Annotated in this window: 18 protein-coding genes; 7 read left to right on the plus strand and 11 right to left on the minus strand. The window is 46.2% G+C overall.

Annotation, left to right across the window (positions count from 1 at the left end):
• Nucleotides 1-5 precede the first annotated feature (5 nt).
• The 6 genes from GA003_10760 to infA all read right to left on the minus strand — a co-directional run bounded on the left by GA003_10760 (nt 6) and on the right by infA (nt 5900).
• Nucleotides 6-1400, minus strand: a complete 1395-nt coding sequence (locus GA003_10760) for a TRAP transporter large permease subunit (protein QXD26531.1) — start codon at nt 1398-1400, stop codon at nt 6-8.
• Nucleotides 1390-1908, minus strand: a complete 519-nt coding sequence (locus GA003_10765; protein QXD26532.1) for a TRAP transporter small permease subunit — start codon at nt 1906-1908, stop codon at nt 1390-1392. The genes GA003_10760 and GA003_10765 overlap by 11 nt, the downstream gene beginning before the upstream one ends.
• A gap of 28 nt (nt 1909-1936) precedes the next feature.
• Entirely contained in the window at nt 1937-3010 is a 1074-nt protein-coding gene (locus tag GA003_10770; GenBank protein ID QXD26533.1) for a TRAP transporter substrate-binding protein, read from the minus strand.
• Nucleotides 3011-3092: 82 nt separating this feature from the next.
• Entirely contained in the window at nt 3093-4472 is a 1380-nt protein-coding gene (locus GA003_10775) for a TIGR01777 family oxidoreductase (protein QXD26534.1), read from the minus strand.
• A gap of 93 nt (nt 4473-4565) precedes the next feature.
• Nucleotides 4566-5513 carry a cysteine synthase A gene (cysK, locus tag GA003_10780; GenBank protein ID QXD26535.1) on the minus strand — a complete coding sequence of 316 codons (948 nt, stop codon included), beginning with the start codon at nt 5511-5513 and terminating at the stop codon, nt 4566-4568.
• 111 nt (nt 5514-5624) lie between these two features.
• Nucleotides 5625-5900 carry a translation initiation factor IF-1 gene (gene infA / locus GA003_10785; protein ID QXD26536.1) on the minus strand — a complete coding sequence of 92 codons (276 nt, stop codon included), beginning with the start codon at nt 5898-5900 and terminating at the stop codon, nt 5625-5627.
• A gap of 200 nt (nt 5901-6100) precedes the next feature.
• Here infA and GA003_10790 point away from each other — a divergent pair, with 200 nt between their 5' ends.
• Nucleotides 6101-6535, plus strand: coding sequence for a nucleoside deaminase (locus GA003_10790; GenBank protein ID QXD30409.1), 435 nt, complete (start codon nt 6101-6103; stop codon nt 6533-6535).
• A gap of 112 nt (nt 6536-6647) precedes the next feature.
• Nucleotides 6648-7259, plus strand: a complete 612-nt coding sequence (locus GA003_10795; protein ID QXD26537.1) for a superoxide dismutase — start codon at nt 6648-6650, stop codon at nt 7257-7259.
• Nucleotides 7260-7509: 250 nt separating this feature from the next.
• On the opposite strand, the gene GA003_10800 is transcribed toward GA003_10795, so the two are convergent.
• The gene (locus tag GA003_10800) at nt 7510-8703 is read right to left on the minus strand and encodes a PD40 domain-containing protein (protein ID QXD26538.1); all 1194 of its coding nucleotides are present in this window, start codon (nt 8701-8703) and stop codon (nt 7510-7512) included.
• Nucleotides 8704-8841: 138 nt separating this feature from the next.
• On the opposite strand from GA003_10800, the gene GA003_10805 reads away from it, so the two are divergent.
• Nucleotides 8842-9918, plus strand: coding sequence for an Mrp/NBP35 family ATP-binding protein (locus tag GA003_10805; protein ID QXD26539.1), 1077 nt, complete (start codon nt 8842-8844; stop codon nt 9916-9918).
• A 156-nt stretch (nt 9919-10074) separates the two neighbouring features.
• Nucleotides 10075-10263 (plus strand): DUF4032 domain-containing protein, encoded by a 189-nt coding sequence (locus tag GA003_10810; GenBank protein QXD30410.1) that lies wholly within the window; start codon nt 10075-10077, stop codon nt 10261-10263.
• A 54-nt stretch (nt 10264-10317) separates the two neighbouring features.
• On the opposite strand, the gene rpmG is transcribed toward GA003_10810, so the two are convergent.
• The 4 genes from rpmG to GA003_10830 form a co-directional block, all read right to left on the minus strand.
• Nucleotides 10318-10485, minus strand: coding sequence for a 50S ribosomal protein L33 (rpmG, locus tag GA003_10815; GenBank protein QXD26540.1), 168 nt, complete (start codon nt 10483-10485; stop codon nt 10318-10320).
• A gap of 64 nt (nt 10486-10549) precedes the next feature.
• The gene (locus GA003_10820) at nt 10550-11902 is read right to left on the minus strand and encodes a PTS sugar transporter subunit IIA (protein ID QXD26541.1); all 1353 of its coding nucleotides are present in this window, start codon (nt 11900-11902) and stop codon (nt 10550-10552) included.
• A 59-nt stretch (nt 11903-11961) separates the two neighbouring features.
• Nucleotides 11962-12339, minus strand: coding sequence for an NADH-quinone oxidoreductase subunit A (locus tag GA003_10825; GenBank protein ID QXD26542.1), 378 nt, complete (start codon nt 12337-12339; stop codon nt 11962-11964).
• 81 nt (nt 12340-12420) lie between these two features.
• Nucleotides 12421-13416, minus strand: coding sequence for a DUF362 domain-containing protein (locus GA003_10830; GenBank protein ID QXD26543.1), 996 nt, complete (start codon nt 13414-13416; stop codon nt 12421-12423).
• A gap of 30 nt (nt 13417-13446) precedes the next feature.
• On the opposite strand from GA003_10830, the gene GA003_10835 reads away from it, so the two are divergent.
• Genes GA003_10835 through rpoD form a run of 3 tightly spaced genes read left to right on the plus strand, consistent with a single transcriptional unit; the run spans nt 13447 to nt 18898 of the window.
• Complete coding sequence (locus tag GA003_10835) at nt 13447-14946, plus strand: hypothetical protein (protein QXD26544.1); 1500 nt, start codon at nt 13447-13449, stop codon at nt 14944-14946.
• A gap of 32 nt (nt 14947-14978) precedes the next feature.
• The gene (dnaG, locus tag GA003_10840; protein ID QXD26545.1) at nt 14979-16844 is read left to right on the plus strand and encodes a DNA primase; all 1866 of its coding nucleotides are present in this window, start codon (nt 14979-14981) and stop codon (nt 16842-16844) included.
• Nucleotides 16845-16855: 11 nt separating this feature from the next.
• Nucleotides 16856-18898, plus strand: coding sequence for an RNA polymerase sigma factor RpoD (gene rpoD / locus GA003_10845; protein ID QXD26546.1), 2043 nt, complete (start codon nt 16856-16858; stop codon nt 18896-18898).
• Nucleotides 18899-19121: the final 223 nt, after the last annotated feature.

The raw sequence follows: 19121 nt of genomic DNA on the forward strand, positions 1-19121 counted from the left end.
GCCATTTAATAGCTGATACTTGGAAGCCAGATCACAAGCTTTGGAAACATCATAAGCAAAGCCAAGGCGATCAGTTGGAGAATGATAAAGGGCACGGCTCCTCGATAAACATCGCCAATGGTAATTTCCTTTGGAGCAACTCCCTTTACATAGAAAAGCGCAAATCCGACCGGTGGGGTCAGGAACGAAGTCTGGAGCGTCATGGCAAACAGGATACAAAACCAGACCAACGAAGGACGTGCTGTCGGATCCATCCCAGCTTCAGCCACCCATGAGAAATCCATTTTAAGGATAACCATGCCCACAATAGGCAAAATAATGAGAGTAATCTCAATCCATTCGAGAAAGAACCCTAGAAGAAATACAACAAACAATATGGCCGCAATTTTCGTATAGTCTCCAACATCCCAATTCTGAACCAAGTTAGCGATCAAATCGTCTCCGCCTAATAACCGAAGCACCAATGAAAAGCAGGTAGCTCCAATAAAGATGGCAAACAAGAATCCCATGGTATGAAGAGTACCTTCAAGGGATTCTCGAATCACTTTCATATTCAACCTCTTATTCGAAGCAGCGAGCAACATAGCACCAGCAGCCCCTAACCCACTCGCTTCCGTTGGTGTGGCAAATCCGTAAAAAATACTACCCAGAACCAGGAGTATTAATGCCAAGGTCGGCACAATCGCCATAAACAAAGCACCTAAGCCTCCTTGACCTTCCTCACCTTCTTCTAGCTCCACGGCTGGAGCAACACCGGGTTTAAGCAACGAGTATCCAATAATAAAAGCGAAATAGAGGCCGGCCAACAGCATACCCGGAACCACTGCACCCAAAAACAAATCGCCAACAGAAAGCTGCAAACGATCCGCCATAATAATCAGCATAATGCTAGGAGGAATCAATATCCCTAAAGTGCCTGCACCACAAACAGTACCTACCGCTAAGGCTTTTTGATATTTCGCCCTCATCATAACCGGAAGCGAAACCATTCCCAATAAAACGACGCTGGCTCCTATAATTCCAGTTGAGGCTGCCAAAAGCACTCCAATCAAAGTCACGCTGAGTGCTAGTCCTCCTGGAAACCGCCGACTCATATAGCCTAATGAGTGCATTAATTTTTCAGCCAACCCAGATTTACCGAGGAAATTTCCCATTAAGATAAACATGGGAAGAGCAACTAGTGCCCAATTCCCCATGACACCATAAATCCGATTCACCACCAATGAAAACACATTGAAATCAATTCCAGAAAAGGTCCCGAAGGTCTGATCTGAAAATACTGCGATCGCAGTGGTGATAACCGACGCTCCACCAAGAGAAAAACCAACTGGAACTCCCAAAAGAAGGAATCCCAAAAAAAGAAAGCAAAGAATGATTAGGAGAATATTTTCAATCCCCATGAATGATCTCCGTTTCTTCCAAAAGTTCAGGTTTTGACCAAATCAAAATCGCTCTCAAAATTGCGGTCACCATAAGAAGTACGCTAGCAATTGGAATAAATGCCTTCACAATCCAACGATACGGCATACCTCCCGGATCCGGACTTCCTTCCATTATGGAAAAGGATTTGATGGCAAAATCCCACCCATACACAAGCGTAACAATATAAAGAGGAATCAGAGCAATGATGATCCAAACTGTTTCCAATACTTGCTTTGTTCGTACCCCAAAACGACGATGCAGGACATCGACGCGAACATGCCCATTTCCAGTCATGGTATAAGAGAGAGCAACCATAGAAGAAATTCCATACAGGTACCACTGAAGTTCCTCCATCCAGGTTATAGAACTACTGATTGCGTTCAGCCCAACCTGAAGAACTATGGATGCGAGCAAGACCAACAATATCCATGCACTCGCACGGCCAATAGACTCCAAAATGGCTTCAATTTTTTCGATAAAGGGCATCGATTTTCTCTACACACTCAGAAATGGATTAACGTGTGTAAGCACGCGAACTCCACTCTTTGTATTCTGCACGAAAAGCGGATAGATCTTCCCAGACCTTCTTAAAATAAGGATCTTCTGTGACCTTCTCTCCCACAACCTCTTCCCATGCAGAGCGGAGCTGCTCAATAATTTCAGGAGGCCAAGTAACTTGGTGAACACCTCGCTCAACATTGCGCCTCATCGCGGGCCCCTGACTTCCTTCTCCCACGGCTATTCCTTTTATGATATTCGCTCGAGCAGCATTTTCAATAATGGCCTGCTGACTGGGCGCTAGCTCATTCCAGACGTCCTTGTTGATCAATAACTCGAAGGTCGTTGCCTGTTGATGCCAACCTGGAAAATAATTATACTTTGCAATCTTATAGAAACCAAGCTGCTCATCGATACTAGGCATGGCAAACTCGGTAGCATCAATAACTCCCTTTTCTAATGCCGGGTAAATTTCACCTGGAGGAAGCAAACGAACAGCTACACCAAATTTCTTCATGATATCTCCACCAAGACCAAAGAATCGCATTTTTAGCCCCTGCAGTTCATCCAAACTTTTTATTTCGTTGGCAAACCATCCGCTGGTCTCTGGAGGAATAATGCCGCATAACAATACCTTAACATTGAAGTTATGCTGGTCATACATTTCCTGATACAACTTCATCCCATTTCCGTAATAGAACCAGGACAGATATTCAGCAGCGTCAGGCCCAAAAGGAACCGAGCAGAACAAAGGAGCCGCTGGGATTTTTCCCATCCAGAACCCAGATGACGAGTAACCTGCCTCAACCTTTCCAGATGATACGGCATCTAAAACTTCCATGGCCCCTACTAATTTATCCGGATCATACACCTTCACCTGGATACTATCGGACGCCATTTCGTTAATGCTGTCTGCGAGCCAAATGAGTTGCTCACCAACAATGGGGGTCGATGTATTTTGAAGAGAGACCAAGCGAAGATTCCGTTTTTTGACTTGAGCTTGGCCGTCATTACCGCCGTTGCTTTGACTGTTAGAACAGCCAGAGAAACTAAGTATGAGGGGGATCAATAGAAGAGGTTTATATTTCATTGTATGGAAATGATCGAGCCAGCGTGGAAAGGAAATTAAACGCTGGCAAGAAGTAACTGGTCTGACAAGTGGAAGACCGGTTTTAGTATTTCCCCAAGCAATGCCTGAGCGCTAAATCCAGTTCCGGAAAATCGAATTTAAAGCCTATTTCCTCCAGTCGCTCAGGAATGGCTTTTTGCCCTGTCAGCAATGCTTCCTCAGCCATGCGGCCAATCATTGCTTTCAGAACTATTGCGGGAACAGGCAGTAAAGCAGGACGTTTCAATACACCTCCGAGCGTCTTAGAAAATTCCGCATTTGTAACCACCTCAGGGGCAACCGTATTAAAGACTCCGTCCATTGCTTGATCGCAAATGGCTGTATCGTAGATTCTAAGAAGATCGTCCATCGCAATCCATCCCCAGAACTGGTCGCCCTTCCCTACTCGACCTCCTAAGCCTGCCGCAAACACCGGAAGTAATTTTTCCAGGGCTCCACCATTCCGATCCAACACCACTCCTGTCCTAAGAATGACCCGACGAATTCCAGCAGCTCTAAGTCCATCCGAAGCATTCTCCCAGGACTCACAAACCTCAGCCAAGAATCCCTTGCCCCTAGATGCAGACTCTGCAGTGTCTGTTTTAGTAGATCCATAAAAGCCAGTACCAGAAGCACTAATAAATACCTCAGGAGCCTTTTTTTGGCTAAGAATGTACTCAGAAAGAAATCGGGTAACTTCAGTTCGACTTGCCCTGATAGCTTGCATCCGATTTTTCGTCCACCGACCATCTGACAAATTTTCACCTGCCAAATGGATCCATGCATCCACAGCTCCCAAATTTGGATCTATGTATCCCTTGCTTGGATCCCATTGGACGCCTCTCAAACCAAATACCTTGCTTCTTCCAGATCGACTGAGAATTGAAACACGGTGTCCTTGAACACTAAGAAAAACAGCCAATGCGGAGCCAATTAAACCATTCCCACCCGTGATCGCAACATGGAGCCTCGAAGTCTTCTTAAATCGTACAAAATGTCGCAAATCGTTTTGAGTAACGGTATGCCGATAACTGAACATCCGCTCTAATTTGTTTCGAACAGCTCGAGCTCCGAACAACCGACCTAAGGCCCCCATGGGCAGTTGGTATTTTATACTGTCATTCAATACGGTCTCATTTGCAGAAACCGGACGAAACGAGTGGACATGGTTCCAGAACTTAAAGGGGCCACTCAGCTGGCTATCGGAAAACTGCCTATTTTCAATATAATCCTGATGAACGGCTTTCCAGTTTGTTTTGAAAGGGCCCGCACCGACCCGGAGCAGTGTCGTCCCATTATCTTCAATTCCGTCTACTTTCTCAATAATTTGAGCCCCTTCCCAGGGAGGAGTTAAGCGCTGGAGAGCAGTAGGCCTACGATGATAATCAAAGACATCAACTACAGGTCCTGGAATGCGTGTCTCATGTGTGAACGAAGAAGCCATTATAAACCGGAGACCTTAAACCACCTGTGAACACATGAAAATGAAAACCCCAACAAAACGCATTCAAAGGGCTTCAAAATTGATTTAGGGACATTATCCCGCAACTTCTTCCCGAGCTTTCTCGCCGAGTGGGGTCGATATGTAGCGCTCACCAGCACTGGCGGCGATCACGACAATATTCTTCCCTTCCATTTCCGGACGCTTCCCAACTTCCATAGCAGACCATACCGTGGCACCTGATGAAATGCCCACCAACAATCCTTCCTGAAGAGAAAGTTGTCGTGCGGTATTGAAGGCGTCATCGTTAGAAACCTGAACAACATCATCGATAATATCCGTATTGCAATTAGAAGGAATAAAGCCAGCACCAATCCCCTGAATCTTGTGAGGCCCCGGCTGGCCACCAGAAATAACCGGCGATGCAGAAGGTTCTACCGCGACCGTGAATAGCTCTTTTCGGCTTTTAATAACCTCAGATACGCCAGTGATCGTACCTCCCGTTCCAACTCCGGTCACAAATGCGTCGATCTTACCCTCGGTTGCGTTCCAAATCTCCTCAGCTGTGGTCAGCCGATGGATCTCCGGATTTGCTGGATTTTCAAATTGCTGAGGCATCCATCCTTCATCACCCAAGTCTTCGAGCAACTCCTTCGCTTTCGCAATGGCGCCTCCCATTCCTTTGGGCCCTGGAGTGAGCACCAATTCTGAACCAAGCATCCGAAGCAGAACACGTCTCTCCATGGACATCGTCTCAGGCATGGTCAGTATCAGGCGGTAGCCTTTTGCAGCGGCAACAAAAGCCAAAGCAATACCGGTATTTCCTGAAGTAGGCTCCACAATAACTGAACTCTCCTTCAAATGTCCAGAATCCTCGCCCGCTTTTATCATGGAGTAGCCAATGCGGTCCTTGACGCTCGACAAGGGATTAAAGAACTCACACTTCACATATATATTTGCCGGTATATCGGCGGCGATGCGATTGAGCTTAATGAGAGGAGTATTCCCAATGGATTGGGTTACATTTCCGACGAGTAAAGACATAGTGATTTTCTGGGTGACAGTTTGAGCGTTATCTTATAAAAAAAGAAACACCTAAAGCCTTCACTCCACAAGGTGAAAACCAAAAAGCTAAACAGGAATTGAACCAGCAAGCTAGCGTCTACGGCGTGGGCCAAAACTTCTAATGGGCGCGTTTCGGCGAATTTGATTATTTCTCAATCGATAAACAATGCGCGCTTTATCAATATCGTAAGGGCTCATTTCCATTTTCACCATGTCGCCCGTGGTAATTTTAATGAAGTTTTTTCTCAACTTCCCAGAGATGTGCGCAAGCACTTGGTGACCGTTTGCAAGTTCAACCCGAAACATAGTTCCCGGGAGAACCGCCGCGATCTTACCTTCAACTTCAATTACTTCATCATTCGCCATAAGGGAAATTCAATATATTCCAGTTCGTTTGAGCTTGTATCTTTTTGCAAAAAAGAAGGGTGTAGGAAGCTCTATCGACACCTCCGAGTCAAGGTTTAAGAAACTAGCGAAATCACGTGAAAATTAAGCAAGAAAGCCCAATTTCATGCCCATTTGAGAAGGTATACCCTTCTCAGCTCAATAGAGATGATACCTTCTTCATGCGACTCGCCTACAATGCCGCAATCGATGCCTATAAACAGAATGAAGTTCCTGTGGGCGCCGTCATCGAATATCAAGGGGATGTCATCGCCACTTCACACAACCAGGTGGAGTTCACCCGAGACGCCACGGCCCATGCAGAGATTCTAGCCATTACTCAAGCCACTCAGAAGGTAGAAGATTGGCGACTCAAAGACTGCACCTTATATGTGACTAAGGAACCTTGTCCGATGTGCTCAGGCGCAGTGTTTATGGCACGATTAGATCGAGTCGTATTTGGCGTACCTGATCCCAAGATGGGATTTCTGGGAGGAGCACTCGATATTTCTAAAGTTCAATCACTCAATCACCAGATTGCAGTTAGCCGCGGCATCCTGGAGGATGAATGCAAGGCCCTCTTAACGCAGTTCTTTTCAGAAAAAAGAACCTCCTGAGCATATGGGATTGACGACTTCAGGCATTTACTAAAGATATTTCTTTATAAAGTCCCTCCCCTTGAGGTATTTCACATCTAATCAAAATCAACAGAAAACACTTAGTATAGTTATGGCATACGAACTTCCCGATCTTGGATACGCTTATGACGCTCTCGAGCCTCATATTGACGCACGCACGATGGAAATCCATCACAGCAAACACCACCAAACTTATATCACCAATGCCAACGGTGTATTGGAAAATAACCCTGACCTCGCATCCAAATCTTCAGATGAGCTGATTTCAGATCTCGATTCAGTTCCAGAAGCAGCTCGAACAGCGCTTCGTAACAATGCGGGTGGACACAGTAATCACTCTTTCTTTTGGAAAATCATTGCTCCAGGAGGCAGTAGTGAACCGACAGGAAATCTTGCCGCTGCTATCGACGCAGAACTCGGAGGACTCGATGCCTTCAAGGATGCATTTGCTAAAGCCGGAGCGACTCGTTTCGGAAGTGGCTGGGCATGGTTAAGCGTAAAAGACGGAAGCCTCGTGGTTCATTCTACCGCCAACCAAGACTCTCCCCTGATGGAAGGAGCCACACCGATCATCGGTTTGGACGTATGGGAACATGCGTATTACCTCAACTACCAGAATCTCCGCCCGGCTTACATTGGCGCATTCTGGAATGTGGTTAACTGGAGCCAGGCAGAAGAGAATTTCAACGCTGCCAAGGGTTAAGCTGTCATCTTAAGTCAATTTCCAAGGCCATCCCATTCGGGGTGGCCTTTCTTTTGTAAAGGATCTGTTAAATAGAATTTTGTACTTAACACAGGCTAGAGTCTATCAACTGGAGGCATCAGGGTTGGGGAGGATTTATTGATCAGTCATAGCCCAACTTTCCTATCAACTGACTCCCAATAATACATCCTATACTGAGTGTATAATTATAAGTGCGCCGGTTCGGTAACCCCAAACCGGCGTTCGCGTTTTAACGTAAGTAAACCGCGTCCGCCTGTGACGTATTACCAAACCGGGGACTACTGATAGGTCGCTCTTGTAAACTCTCTGAATCAATAACCATCAGTTGCTTCTTGGATCCAATTCTTCTGGTAAATACAATATGACGTCCATCATCTAGCCAACAGGGCTCAATTGAATCACGGGCTCCACGAGTAAGAATGGTGCTTTTATTTGCCTTAAAATCCCAGAGAACCAATTGAAAGCCCTCCCGAAACACTGCGGTGAATACAATCTTGCTCGGATCCAACGGATTCCAATCCGGTTCTGCACAATAATTACTAATCTGCGTCGCAATCCGGGTCATTTTACCACCCTTGGAAGGAATACGATAAAGCTGAGGCTTCCCCATTGAGTCTGACGTAAATACGAGCTCCGTGCCATCTGGCTTCCAGGAAGGAGAAGCTTCCAGGCTATTGTTACGTGTTAAACGAGTCGCATTAGCCCCCATCGAGTTGGCTATGTAGAGCTCAGAATTGCCTGTAGCTGAAAGAACCATAGCTACCGCCGAGCCATTCGGACTGAAACGAGCACCCGAGTTGGTTCCTTCGTAGGTAGCAAAGGGACTGCGATGAGAGGACTTAGAATCAATAATAAAGATATCCGGGAATCCGGAGCGAAAATATCCGGTGTAGATTATTTTGTTACCATCCGGGGACCAACGAGGATTTACCGACTGGGATTGGTCAGCCGTGTGATATTTGACTTCTCCAAAAAACATATCGGAAGAATAGACCTCCTGATTATTATTTCCGCGTTCACCGATAAACACCAGGCGTGAAGCAAAGAATCCTGGTTTACCTGAGGTTAACCTAACCACTCGATCGGCAGTCCTGAAAAGACTGCTGCTATTGGAAGTACCACGTTCAGAGAATCGTTTTAACTCTTTAGCAGGCCGACCTGACAGTATCGCACACTCTACTTCATTGGCACTCCTGCGAGTAAATTGAAGATGGAACTGTGATTGATTGGCGGCCACTACCTTATAGCCACCGTGTGCATTGAAGGCTGTGTTCAGTAGTGCTTTGTCTTGAGCATCGCTCGAATCGATCGAAACCGTGATAGATTTAGCATGGGTGACGATCGGGCCGAGATCAGTCTGACCGGGAGCATTCAGCTTAAATAGTGTTATAAAAAGAAGGAGGATAAATTTAAGGATACGCATGGTTGGAATGTCAGAAACTAAAAGACCGCAAAAGTTCATCTATTTGTCTCGTCTAATAAACGGTTACACTTTCACTATCGACAACTAAAATTTTTTAAGAAATCACAAGTCCTCACCAAATTCGGGAAATTTCCTTTTATGTCATCAGAACAATCTCTTTTAGACGCGCTAGCTACAATCAATTATCCGGGCTTCAGTCGGGACATCGTATCCTTCGGTCTCGTGCGGTCCGCTGCGTTCGAAAATGGCACCGCCAATGTCAAATTGGCGATCACCACTTCAGATCCACAAATCCCTGCTTCGCTCAAAAAAGATGCGGAGCTCGTCCTAGGCGAAGTAAATGGAGTGGAAGATGTACAAGTGGAGATCGCAGTTACTAAACCCAAGTCCACACCTCCCCCACAGGGTGCACCCGCCGCTAGCAATCAGCAAAGCGCAGCCCTCATCAAAGGAGTGAAAAAGATCATCGCGGTCGCAAGCGGTAAAGGGGGTGTAGGAAAATCGACCTTTTCAGTGAATCTGGCCTGCGCATTCGACTACGTTATCAACGAGATGAAGGGCTCGAGCGCCGTAGGCATAATGGATTGCGATGTGTACGGTCCAAGTATCCCATTAATGATGGGAGTTCGAGGCAGACCCACCATCGAAGAAGAATCCTTGGTCCCGTTAGAAAACCTGGGAATCAAAACGATGTCCATGGGGCTTCTGGTAGATGCAGACACGCCCGTTATCTGGCGTGGCCCCATGGTGAATAAAACGATTCAGCAATTTGCCCAAAACGTAAACTGGGGTGACTTGGATATTCTCGTAGTCGATTTACCACCTGGAACCGGTGATGCCCAGTTGTCTCTGGCTCAAAACATTCCACTCGATGGAGCGGTTATTGTTACCACACCACAGGAAGCAGCTGTATCAGTAACCACACGAGGCGCGAAAATGTTTGAAAAAGTAAACATTCCTATCCTGGGCGTTTCAGAAAACATGAGCTATTTCCTCAACCCAGCTAATGGAGAGAAAGAATACCTCTTCGGAACCGGAGGTGGAGAAAAGGCAGCCGAAGAACTCAACACGACTCTCCTTGGCAAGATCCCCTTAGATGCTGCAATTCGTCAGGGAGGAGACGCCGGAATACCCATTGTCAAAAGCGCGCCTAGCTCTGAAGCTGCACAATCATTTTTTAAAATAGCACGCCAAATCTTAGAATCTTTGTCATAATTGAGATGTTTCTCCCAAAATCGTTAATAGAATCCCCTATTTATATGTGTAGATTCATTTAATTTTTGATTTTCCCAAGTCCGTGAATATACGTCTTAGTTCTCCCAGTTTCTAGCTTTCCTAACCAAAATGACTACCGACAGGCAGCCCGAAGAGATGTCGCAATCTGAAATTATAACCCGTTCCAGCCTATACCAGGAGTTTCTCGCTGAACGGGAGGAAATATTGCGCCACAAGTGGCTGGAATCAGAAAAAGCTGGATACGATATCGGATTTGAGCGGGCATTGCTGGATTGGATCCGCAAGCACCGTGACAAATGGCGGGCCAGCCGCAGTAAAGACTAGAAAAGAAAAAGGCGCTCCGATTTGGGGACGCCTTTTTAGTATCTATAAGAAAGTCTATTTCTTTTCCCGGTGCACGGTATGACGCTTCAGCCAAGGATTGTATTTCTTTTTTTCCACGCGCTCAGTTTGGAGCTTCTTATTGCGTGTGGTCATATAGCGAGAAGGTGGTTTGCCTTCGGCTTTTGCTTCTGTGCATTCGAGGATAACGGTATCTCTAGCCATGGTAATAAAAGTACAATTTTAGAATTAAGCGGAGGAGAAAGAACGATTTTTTGGGCAATATCAATTAAAATCCTCCACTGATTCCTTTTTCAATCAGTGGGAGCATAACACCTTTCCTGAACAGAGTTACTTGCCCGGTGCTCGAAGAAATCACAATCGATACGCACTGGGTCGCTAAAGAGATGGCAAATGCGGCAGCGTGTCTGGCTCCCAACCCTGAAGGCAACTTGTGCTCGTAGTCGGGAACGTGAATGAGTGAGCCTGCTGAAAGAATGACCCCGTCTCCTCGAATAATAAATGCGCCATCTATACTGGAGAATTCCTTAATCGTCTCATCCATGAATGGATTAAGAATATTTCGGTCTTCGTGCTTGTAGCCGTAGAAAGGATTAAGAACCAATGGCTTGGTCAATGCCTCTACCTTTTTCGAATCACCGATCACAAAAAGGGCGCCTATTTTTTGTCCTTCACGCCCTTCTACAGTCAGTTCTGTCGCAATAGCGATAATACGCTCCAGAACCTCGGGCTTAACATTAGCCGGTAAAATACTCCCCTTATTGGATAATACCGATCGAAACTCCTGCTGGATATCGATAATGACAACACTATCAAATTGATTGCTATCGGCGATTCCTCCAACACAGCAAATTTTATCGGTAAACTTGAACAACCCCTTTCCCAACCCGATCAGAGCCGCGCTCCGCAATTGGGAAAAGCGTTTACTGGAAAAAGCTTGAATATGAAGCGTCGGTGTATTCTGAGCCAATACCGGCGAATCAATCATACGGGACGATATCACGACAGCAGGAATTTCCCCAAAGTCGGGGATCACATCTACTCCTCCTATCATCGTATCCGCAAAGAACAGGATGGCCGAAGCATCCACCCCTTTCGCCAAGCGTTGAGCTTCCCTGAAGAGTAAACGATTGGTTTTGCTCTGCTGGGCACTCAAGCGCGTCTGAACACCTGAAAAACCAGAAAGTAATTCAGCTTTGTATTCATCATATGAAGGAGCCTGCAACAGGCGCTCCACAAATCCTTCATCGCGAAATACGCGAGCCACAGACGCTAAAGCTTGCAGGTAATTGCGCTCCTTCTCACTTGCCAATAAAACGACGACTAAATGAACCTTTTTGGTTTCCGAGGATCCGTCATAATCAAATCCCTCCTTCGAACGCCCAACCGCGAAAACAAATCGGGACCGCATATTAACCCTGATGTGGGGAAGAATAACCCCTCGCCCCAGATAAGTGGTCATCGCATTCTCACGGTTGATCAGGTCTTTAAATAAGCTCCGCTTGTTAAGCTTCTGATTTTTGAAACATATAGAGTCCAATAGTTCCACCAATACGGATTTCAGATCCTGGCCTTCTAGGTCCAGGATTCGATCTTCAGAGATGTAACGGTCCAGCTGCATTGGAGAATTTAAGATTCTTCCAGTGCGACATTAATTAAGAGAGGGCAAATAAGACGGGCCTACTTTTCCCACTCTAAGGCACCTTTTTTCATTTCATAAAAGAGGCCTACAATGAGCACGGCGAGGAAGAACAATATGGGTAGTAAAATAGGGATACTCTGGGAAATAAAATCGCGATAGATCACAGCCCAAGGGATGAGAAATACGATCTCAATATCGAAGAGGATAAAAAGCATGGCGGTGACATAGAACTTCACCGAAAATCGCGTATGAGTGATTCCTTCTGAAGGAACCCCACACTCATAAGGTGTGCCTTTAAATCGCGAATGCTTACGGATCCGCTGACCAAACAAATGACTAGCCGCAATCACGCCAATGGCGATTGCCAAAGCAAGCGTTACTTGAACAAGTAAGGGAAAGAAAGATTCAAGGGTCATCGGAACAAGTTAGAAATGGGATACCCTTGATTTACAAGACGTTTCTCACTTCTAAATCACTTTTTGAAGCCGTTGTAAAAACTACTCCAGAGCAATAATCCTTGAAGGATCCAGATGAGCCATCCCAACTCCCAATTGATCTGCATAAACTAACATGGATACGTCCTTCCGAATTAAGGGAAAGCGGTATCTTTCACGCCAGGTATTCATCTTACCTATCATATAAGCGTCAATGGACACCGGGTCCGAACTCATCACCAGTAATTTCTCGGATACCGCATACAGACTATTAAACTGAGGCCCACCGATAAACTGATACTTCTCCAGGCTTACGATGTTCATATTCCAGGTCTCGAGAAATTCAGGAATCGCAGCCATCTCGGCTACGGCCGCTGGAGCATTTGATGGAGAGTGAAAAAATCGAAGTGTGTTGCTGGCATTCCAGAGTGTTGCATTTACCAACGCTCCATTCAACTCGAGCACCTCATGATCACTCACGGCCGGTAAGTTAATCCAGAAATCTACTTCCTCAATGAGAGGCGATGGCAAAAAGCTTTTTCGATCCTCAGGAAGCTTGGCTTTCTCATCAGGATCCGGCTCAACAAATTCCTGAACCATGGGTGTTATCCCAGGCAAATAGTGCTCTCTTGGAGGAACTGGGCTGTCATAGTACCAGAGATCCTCAAAATAGTCCCCGGAGTTAATAACCATAACTTCGTGTCCATGAAAGGTGACTCCTCCTTCACTGAGGGGTGGTAGATATCCACAAGCCCTCAACCATTCTTTGTTTATATCGATGATAAAAACATCCTTAGGAGAATAGCCTCGGTCGACCAGACTACCAATGACTGCACGCACTAAATTCTTGGAGGTCATCAACCCAGGTCCGGCAGCAGTGTATACTTTCAAGCCAACCCGCTGTTTCTCTCCAGGCTTAATCTCCTGCCCCTTTTGTTCCTCCCAAGCTTCGAATAAAGAATCAACTGCCCCTTTGTAGGTTCGAAGCTCAAAATTATCCAGTGAGTATTCCCACACAGGATCCACCTGAGAAATTGCCGGAAGGTGTGATAGCCCCAAAATCAGGAATAGTGCTCTTAATCGTATGTTATGGGTCTTGACACTAAAGATGCTGCTCAAGACATTTGCACGGTGGCTCGTAAACTTCATGAAGCTATTGTTGGTATTAGAGGAATTCTACTGTTAGGATTTCTATTATTGGTTGGATGTTCCTCACCAGAAGAAAGGTTTGCCGAAAAAATGGCTCAGGCAAACGAAAACTTGGATAATGGAGAGGTCGATAAAGCCATAGCAATACTCGATAAACTAAAAACCGATAATCCCAAGAACCCCCAGGTCTTGGAGAATCTTGCTTTTGCATTTACTCAGGATGAAGACTATTTCACCTCAGCTTTTTATTTTAATGAGCTAGCAAAAACATTTCCGGAGAATGTCGACTACTATTTATACGCAGCCCAATCGTGGATTAAGGCCCAAGATCTGGAATCTGCGATCCGCGATTACGAAGCCTATCTATTGGAATACCAAACGGATTGGAACACCTGGCAGCAAATTGGGGATCTGTATTTGCAAACTGATCAGACAGCCAAGGCTATTCATGCTTACTCTAATAGTAGCCAAATCCGTTTTAATCCAGAGCTGGACCTGAAAGCATCCCTTTTGGCAACAGAGAGTGGAAACCTGAGAGAAGCAGAAGCTGGTTTTGAGCGCCTCCTGATCGTCGAGGACGATTCAGTGGCCGAACAAGCTCATATTGGACTCCTTCAAATTAAACACAAACGTAGGCAGTGGGATGAAGTGGATCGACTGATGAAACAGGTTGAGAAACGATTTCCCGACGCAGCAAAAGCCCCTGAACTCGCAGAAGTAAAATCTGCACACGACGAATTTAAAAAAGCTGCGGAAGAAGAAGAGGCAAAGATCAAAGAAGAGGAAGAGCGCCGCCAGCAACTTATTGAGCAGCAACAGGCTCGAGCCGAGCAGATCACGGCGGCCAGAAGAGCTGCATTGACCCAGCAAGCACAACCGGAAGTGGTTCCCCCCAGCCAACTCGCGGTCAACGAGGAGGAACAGACAGAAGAGAATCCGCAGACAATCGCTCCCCCACCTGTGGTTGCCCCTCCAAAGGAAAAATCTCCGGTCGATGTGGCTCTTGAAGACGCGAGAAGAATTGCTTCAACCAACTCTAATACCGTCGTAGCAAAATACTGGGATGCTATTAATTTGGGAGAAGACACGGGAGTAGCCTATTACGAGCTCGCCCGTGTTTATTACAATAGAGGGGAATTCAGCGAAGCAGAGATGACTTCATTGGAAGCGATGCGGAGGCAACCCGAGAGCAATCGGTTCTTGATGACTTACCTTCAAATCATTCGAAAGACCAAGGCCAAGCCCAATGTGGTTGCAGAAATTCGCAAGTATCGACAGCTCTATCCGAAAAACCCTGACTTGGTATTGCTCTTAGCTCGTCTGTATGCGGAACCAAGTGGTGATCCTGTTGCAGCTCGTAGCCTCTACAATTTATTCTTCCAGATGGCTCCAAATCATCCGGATATTGAACGGGCCCGCTATGAAGCCCGGGGTATATAATCCTAACAACTTCTGCCATCACGTTGTAGTATATGCCTATCATTTCTCGTTCCTGCATTGAAGACATACGCAGCAAGGTAAATATATACGACCTTGTTTCACCCGTAGTAGGACTAAGAAAGGTAGGAGCTAATTATCGAGGACTCAGCCCATTCACAAATGAGAAAACCCCCTCCTTCTATGTGCTACCCGACAAAAACATCTTCAAAGACTTCTCCAGCGGAGAAGCAGGAGACATCTATAAATTCATCCAGCTGACCGAACGTTTAAATTTCCAGGAAGCAGTCGAATCAATTGCTGCTCGTTTCAATATACCTATTGAATACGAGCAAGGCAAAGCACCGTCAGGATTTAAGCCATCGCTGAGAAAAGAGATTCTCGAAATCCACGATTTCGCCACGGAGCACTACCATCGAAATTTTATGGCAGACACGGAGGACGGTCAGTTCATCCGTGAATATTGGGAAAAGGATCGAAAATTCCAATTACAAGTAGCTGAGGAATACAAAGTAGGATTAGCGCTTCCAAACGATCCAAAGCTGTTCTCAAGCCTGCAAAAGAAAAACTACTCTTCCGAGGCGCTCAACAAGTGCGGAATTTTTTATCCCTCCCGGCACCCGGAATCTAATGAAGCTCTTTATCCGCGCTTCCGGGGGCGATTAATGATTCCAATCCGGGAACACGCCAATCAGCGGGTAATTGCATTCACCGCTCGCCAATTATCTATAACCCCGACAGACGATCGCTCCCACGAAGCCAAATACGTCAACTCACCTGAGACACCCCTCTTCAATAAAAGCAGCGTTCTGTTCGGTTTACACAAAGCGAAGAAGGAGGTCACTGAGGATTTGCCCTTCATCTTAGTCGAAGGACAACTCGACGCCATTCGCTGCTGGACCATCGGATTACCAGCTGTTGCCCCGCAAGGAACTTCTATAACGGAAAATCAACTTTTGCTCCTCAAGCGTTTCAACGAAAAGATCATCTGCCTTCTTGACGGCGATGATGCAGGTAGAAAAGCGGCCTTGCGAGCACTCCCAATGGCATGGAAAGCCGGACTCGACATTAGATACTACCCATTGCCAGACGGAAGCGACCCCGATGATGTGATTATAGAATCGGGAGATGAATTCGCAAATCAGATAATTGAAGGATCTGAATCTGCCCTCCCCTTCGCTGTCAGATCACTATTGCCAAATGCGCTCCAAGCTGAAGCTCGAGAGAAGAACCGAACTGCAAATGCCATATTCGAACTTCTGACGCACCTCGATTCAGAATTGATGCGCGTAGAGTATCTCGGAGAACTTTCAAAGCTCCTAGGAATTCGTGAGGATATTCTATCTACTGACTATAAAAATTACCTGGCGACTAAAAGCAGACAATCCTACATAAGCAATGAGGCTGGAGAGCGCGAAAACTTAAGGGATTCAGCCAATTCAAAGTCGAAGTTGACAAACGCAGAGGAAGACCTAATTTTGGCTCTTTTTGAGTTCCCAGGCCTGGGCGCACACCTCTTCCAAGTTGTTGATAATGAATGGATTGATGATTCCCAACCAAGCGGCCGTATCCTTAACAGGATCTTGGCTGAAGCAGAACAGGGTTCCTGGCAAGGCATCAGCCAGATGGAAGAGATCGTAGAAACAGACCAAGAGAGGAACTATTATTACAATCTCCGTTCGAAAGATATTCAGACTGAAAACCTACTCCGAGGAGTAGAAGATTCCATCGTCAAACTTTATAAGCGCTTCTTCCACAAACGAATTCAATCCTTAGACGTTGAACTGGCAAACGCCCAATCCCTGCCACTTCAGGAACAATTTAAACTACAAAAAGAAAGAACGGATTTAAACCGTTCCATTTCGAACCCACCTGAGGTTCACCTGCCAACCGAATTTTAAGCTATTACACCATGCCAACAAAAACTACCGCTAAGAAAGCTGCCAAAAAAGCAGTAAAGAAAACGGCCACCAAAACCGCTGCTAAGAAAGCGGTGAAAAAAGTAGCAAAGAAAGCTCCCGCAAAAAAGGCGGCAGTGAAAAAAGTGGCTGCGAAAAAAGCTACCCCAGCCAAGAAGACGGCCGCTAAGAAAGCCCCTGCGAAAAAAGCTACCCCAGCCAAGAAGACGGCCGCTAAGAAAGCCCCTGCGAAAAAAGCAGCCAAGAAGACGACCAAAGAAAGAGAAGAGGAAGCTGTAAAACAAGCTGTTGAGGCACTTCGCAAAGAAGCAGCAAAGAAAGCTGCAGCGAAACCTGAAGGCGAAAAAACTGAAAAAGAAAAGGCCGTCGAAGCAGATCTCAACGAAAAGATCAGGTTGTTGATTCGGCAGTCAAAAGAGCAAGGCTACCTGACTTTCGCCAACATCAACGATGCTCTCCCGACAACGATCGATAGTCCGGACGAGATTGAAAACGTCATTTCCATCCTCGAAAATCTTGAGATCGATATTATCGACTCTGAAGAGGTCGAAACCTATAAGCAACGCCTGGAAGAATCCGAAGAGGAGGAAGTAAAAGCCTCCCAGTACGATATCCTGGATGATCCTGTCCGCATGTATCTGAAGCAGATGGGTCAAGTGCCGCTGCTGACGCGTGAACAAGAAGTTGAGATTTCGAAGCGAATTGAGCGGGCCGAACTGAAAGCGCAGAGCATTATATTTTCAGTGGGAATCACAAGTGAGTTTCATATCAATCTGGCTACCAAGCTGATCAATCGAGATGAACGATTCGACCGAGTAGTCCTGGACAAAAAAGTCGATAGCCGGGAAAACTACTTCAAGATGCTGCCAAAGCTCCTGGAAACGGTTGAAGATCTGGAAGCCCGCAGTCAAAAGGCGTGGGATGGTCATCTTAGTGCCACTAATTCCACCAACGCCAAACGGGCAAACACGCGGTTTAAAAAGTATGAGGCACAGCTGAGTTCGAAATTCAAAAAGTTCTGCTTCAAACTGAAGGTCTTTGAAGAGTTCCTCAACAACTTGGGGCCCCTCATCAAGCGTATTGATGAAATCAATCAGGAGCTCTCCATGGATGAGCGCTCCAAAACGAAGAAGATTCCTACCAAGATCAAAAACGCGATGCTCGAAGAGCTAGCGATCTTCCGTAGCGATAATCGTATAGATGCGACCGAATTGGTGAACCTGGTTCGAGATGTTCGTATCGCAATGCGACGTGCCCACCGCGCTAAGACAGAAATGGTTGAAGCCAACCTTCGCCTGGTAATTTCAATCGCCAAAAAATACACCAATCGTGGCCTCTCCTTCCTCGATCTCATTCAAGAGGGCAATATGGGCCTCATGAAGGCAGTTGAAAAATTTGAATACCGTCGGGGCTATAAATTCTCCACCTATGCAACTTGGTGGATTCGCCAGGCCATTACTCGATCCATTGCGGACCAAGCTCGGACTATCCGGATTCCGGTCCACATGATTGAGACGCTAAACAAGGTTATGCAGGTACAGAAGCAACTGTATCAAGAACTTGGACACGAACCGACCGCCGAAGAGGTAGCAGATGAAATGCTGCTTCCGGTAGAACGGGTGCAGTCTATCATGAAGATGGCTCAGCAACCGATCAGCTTGCAAAGCCCTGTTGGCGATAGCGACGACACAAATTTTGGAGACTTTATCGAAGATAAAGGTGCAGAAAACCCATACGATATGACTGCATACAGCCTGCTGCGGGAAAAAATCGTAGACGTTCTTGATAGTTTGACAGAACGTGAACGCAGAGTGCTGTCCTTACGTTTTGGTTTGGTCGATGGCTACAGCCGCACTCTTGAGGAAGTTGGCAGACAATTTAATGTGACCCGGGAACGGATTCGACAAATTGAAGCGAAAGCCTTGCGGAAGATGCGTCACCCAACGCGTATTCGTCAGCTTTACGGCTTCTTTGATGGAGATCATGTTGAATCTAATCTGGGGATCGCCAAAAACGAAAACCAACCGAACAGCTAATCAATGGATCTTAGTAGGCAGCTATCATGGATGGCCTGCCTGTCCGTAGTCCTTCTCTCAGGTTGTGAATCCACCCAATCGCGAGGGATTCTATCTGAACCGGCCATAACTCCTTCACCCTACACTCGCATTGGTTCAATTACTCAAGTTGATCCTGGATCGGCTACCGTTGTCGTTCGGCAAGACACACAAAACATTCAACTTAACAACGAACTCTTCGTGC

This window comes from Opitutia bacterium ISCC 52 (genome assembly GCA_014529675.2).
Taxonomy (GTDB): domain Bacteria; phylum Verrucomicrobiota; class Verrucomicrobiia; order Opitutales; family UBA2995; genus UBA2995.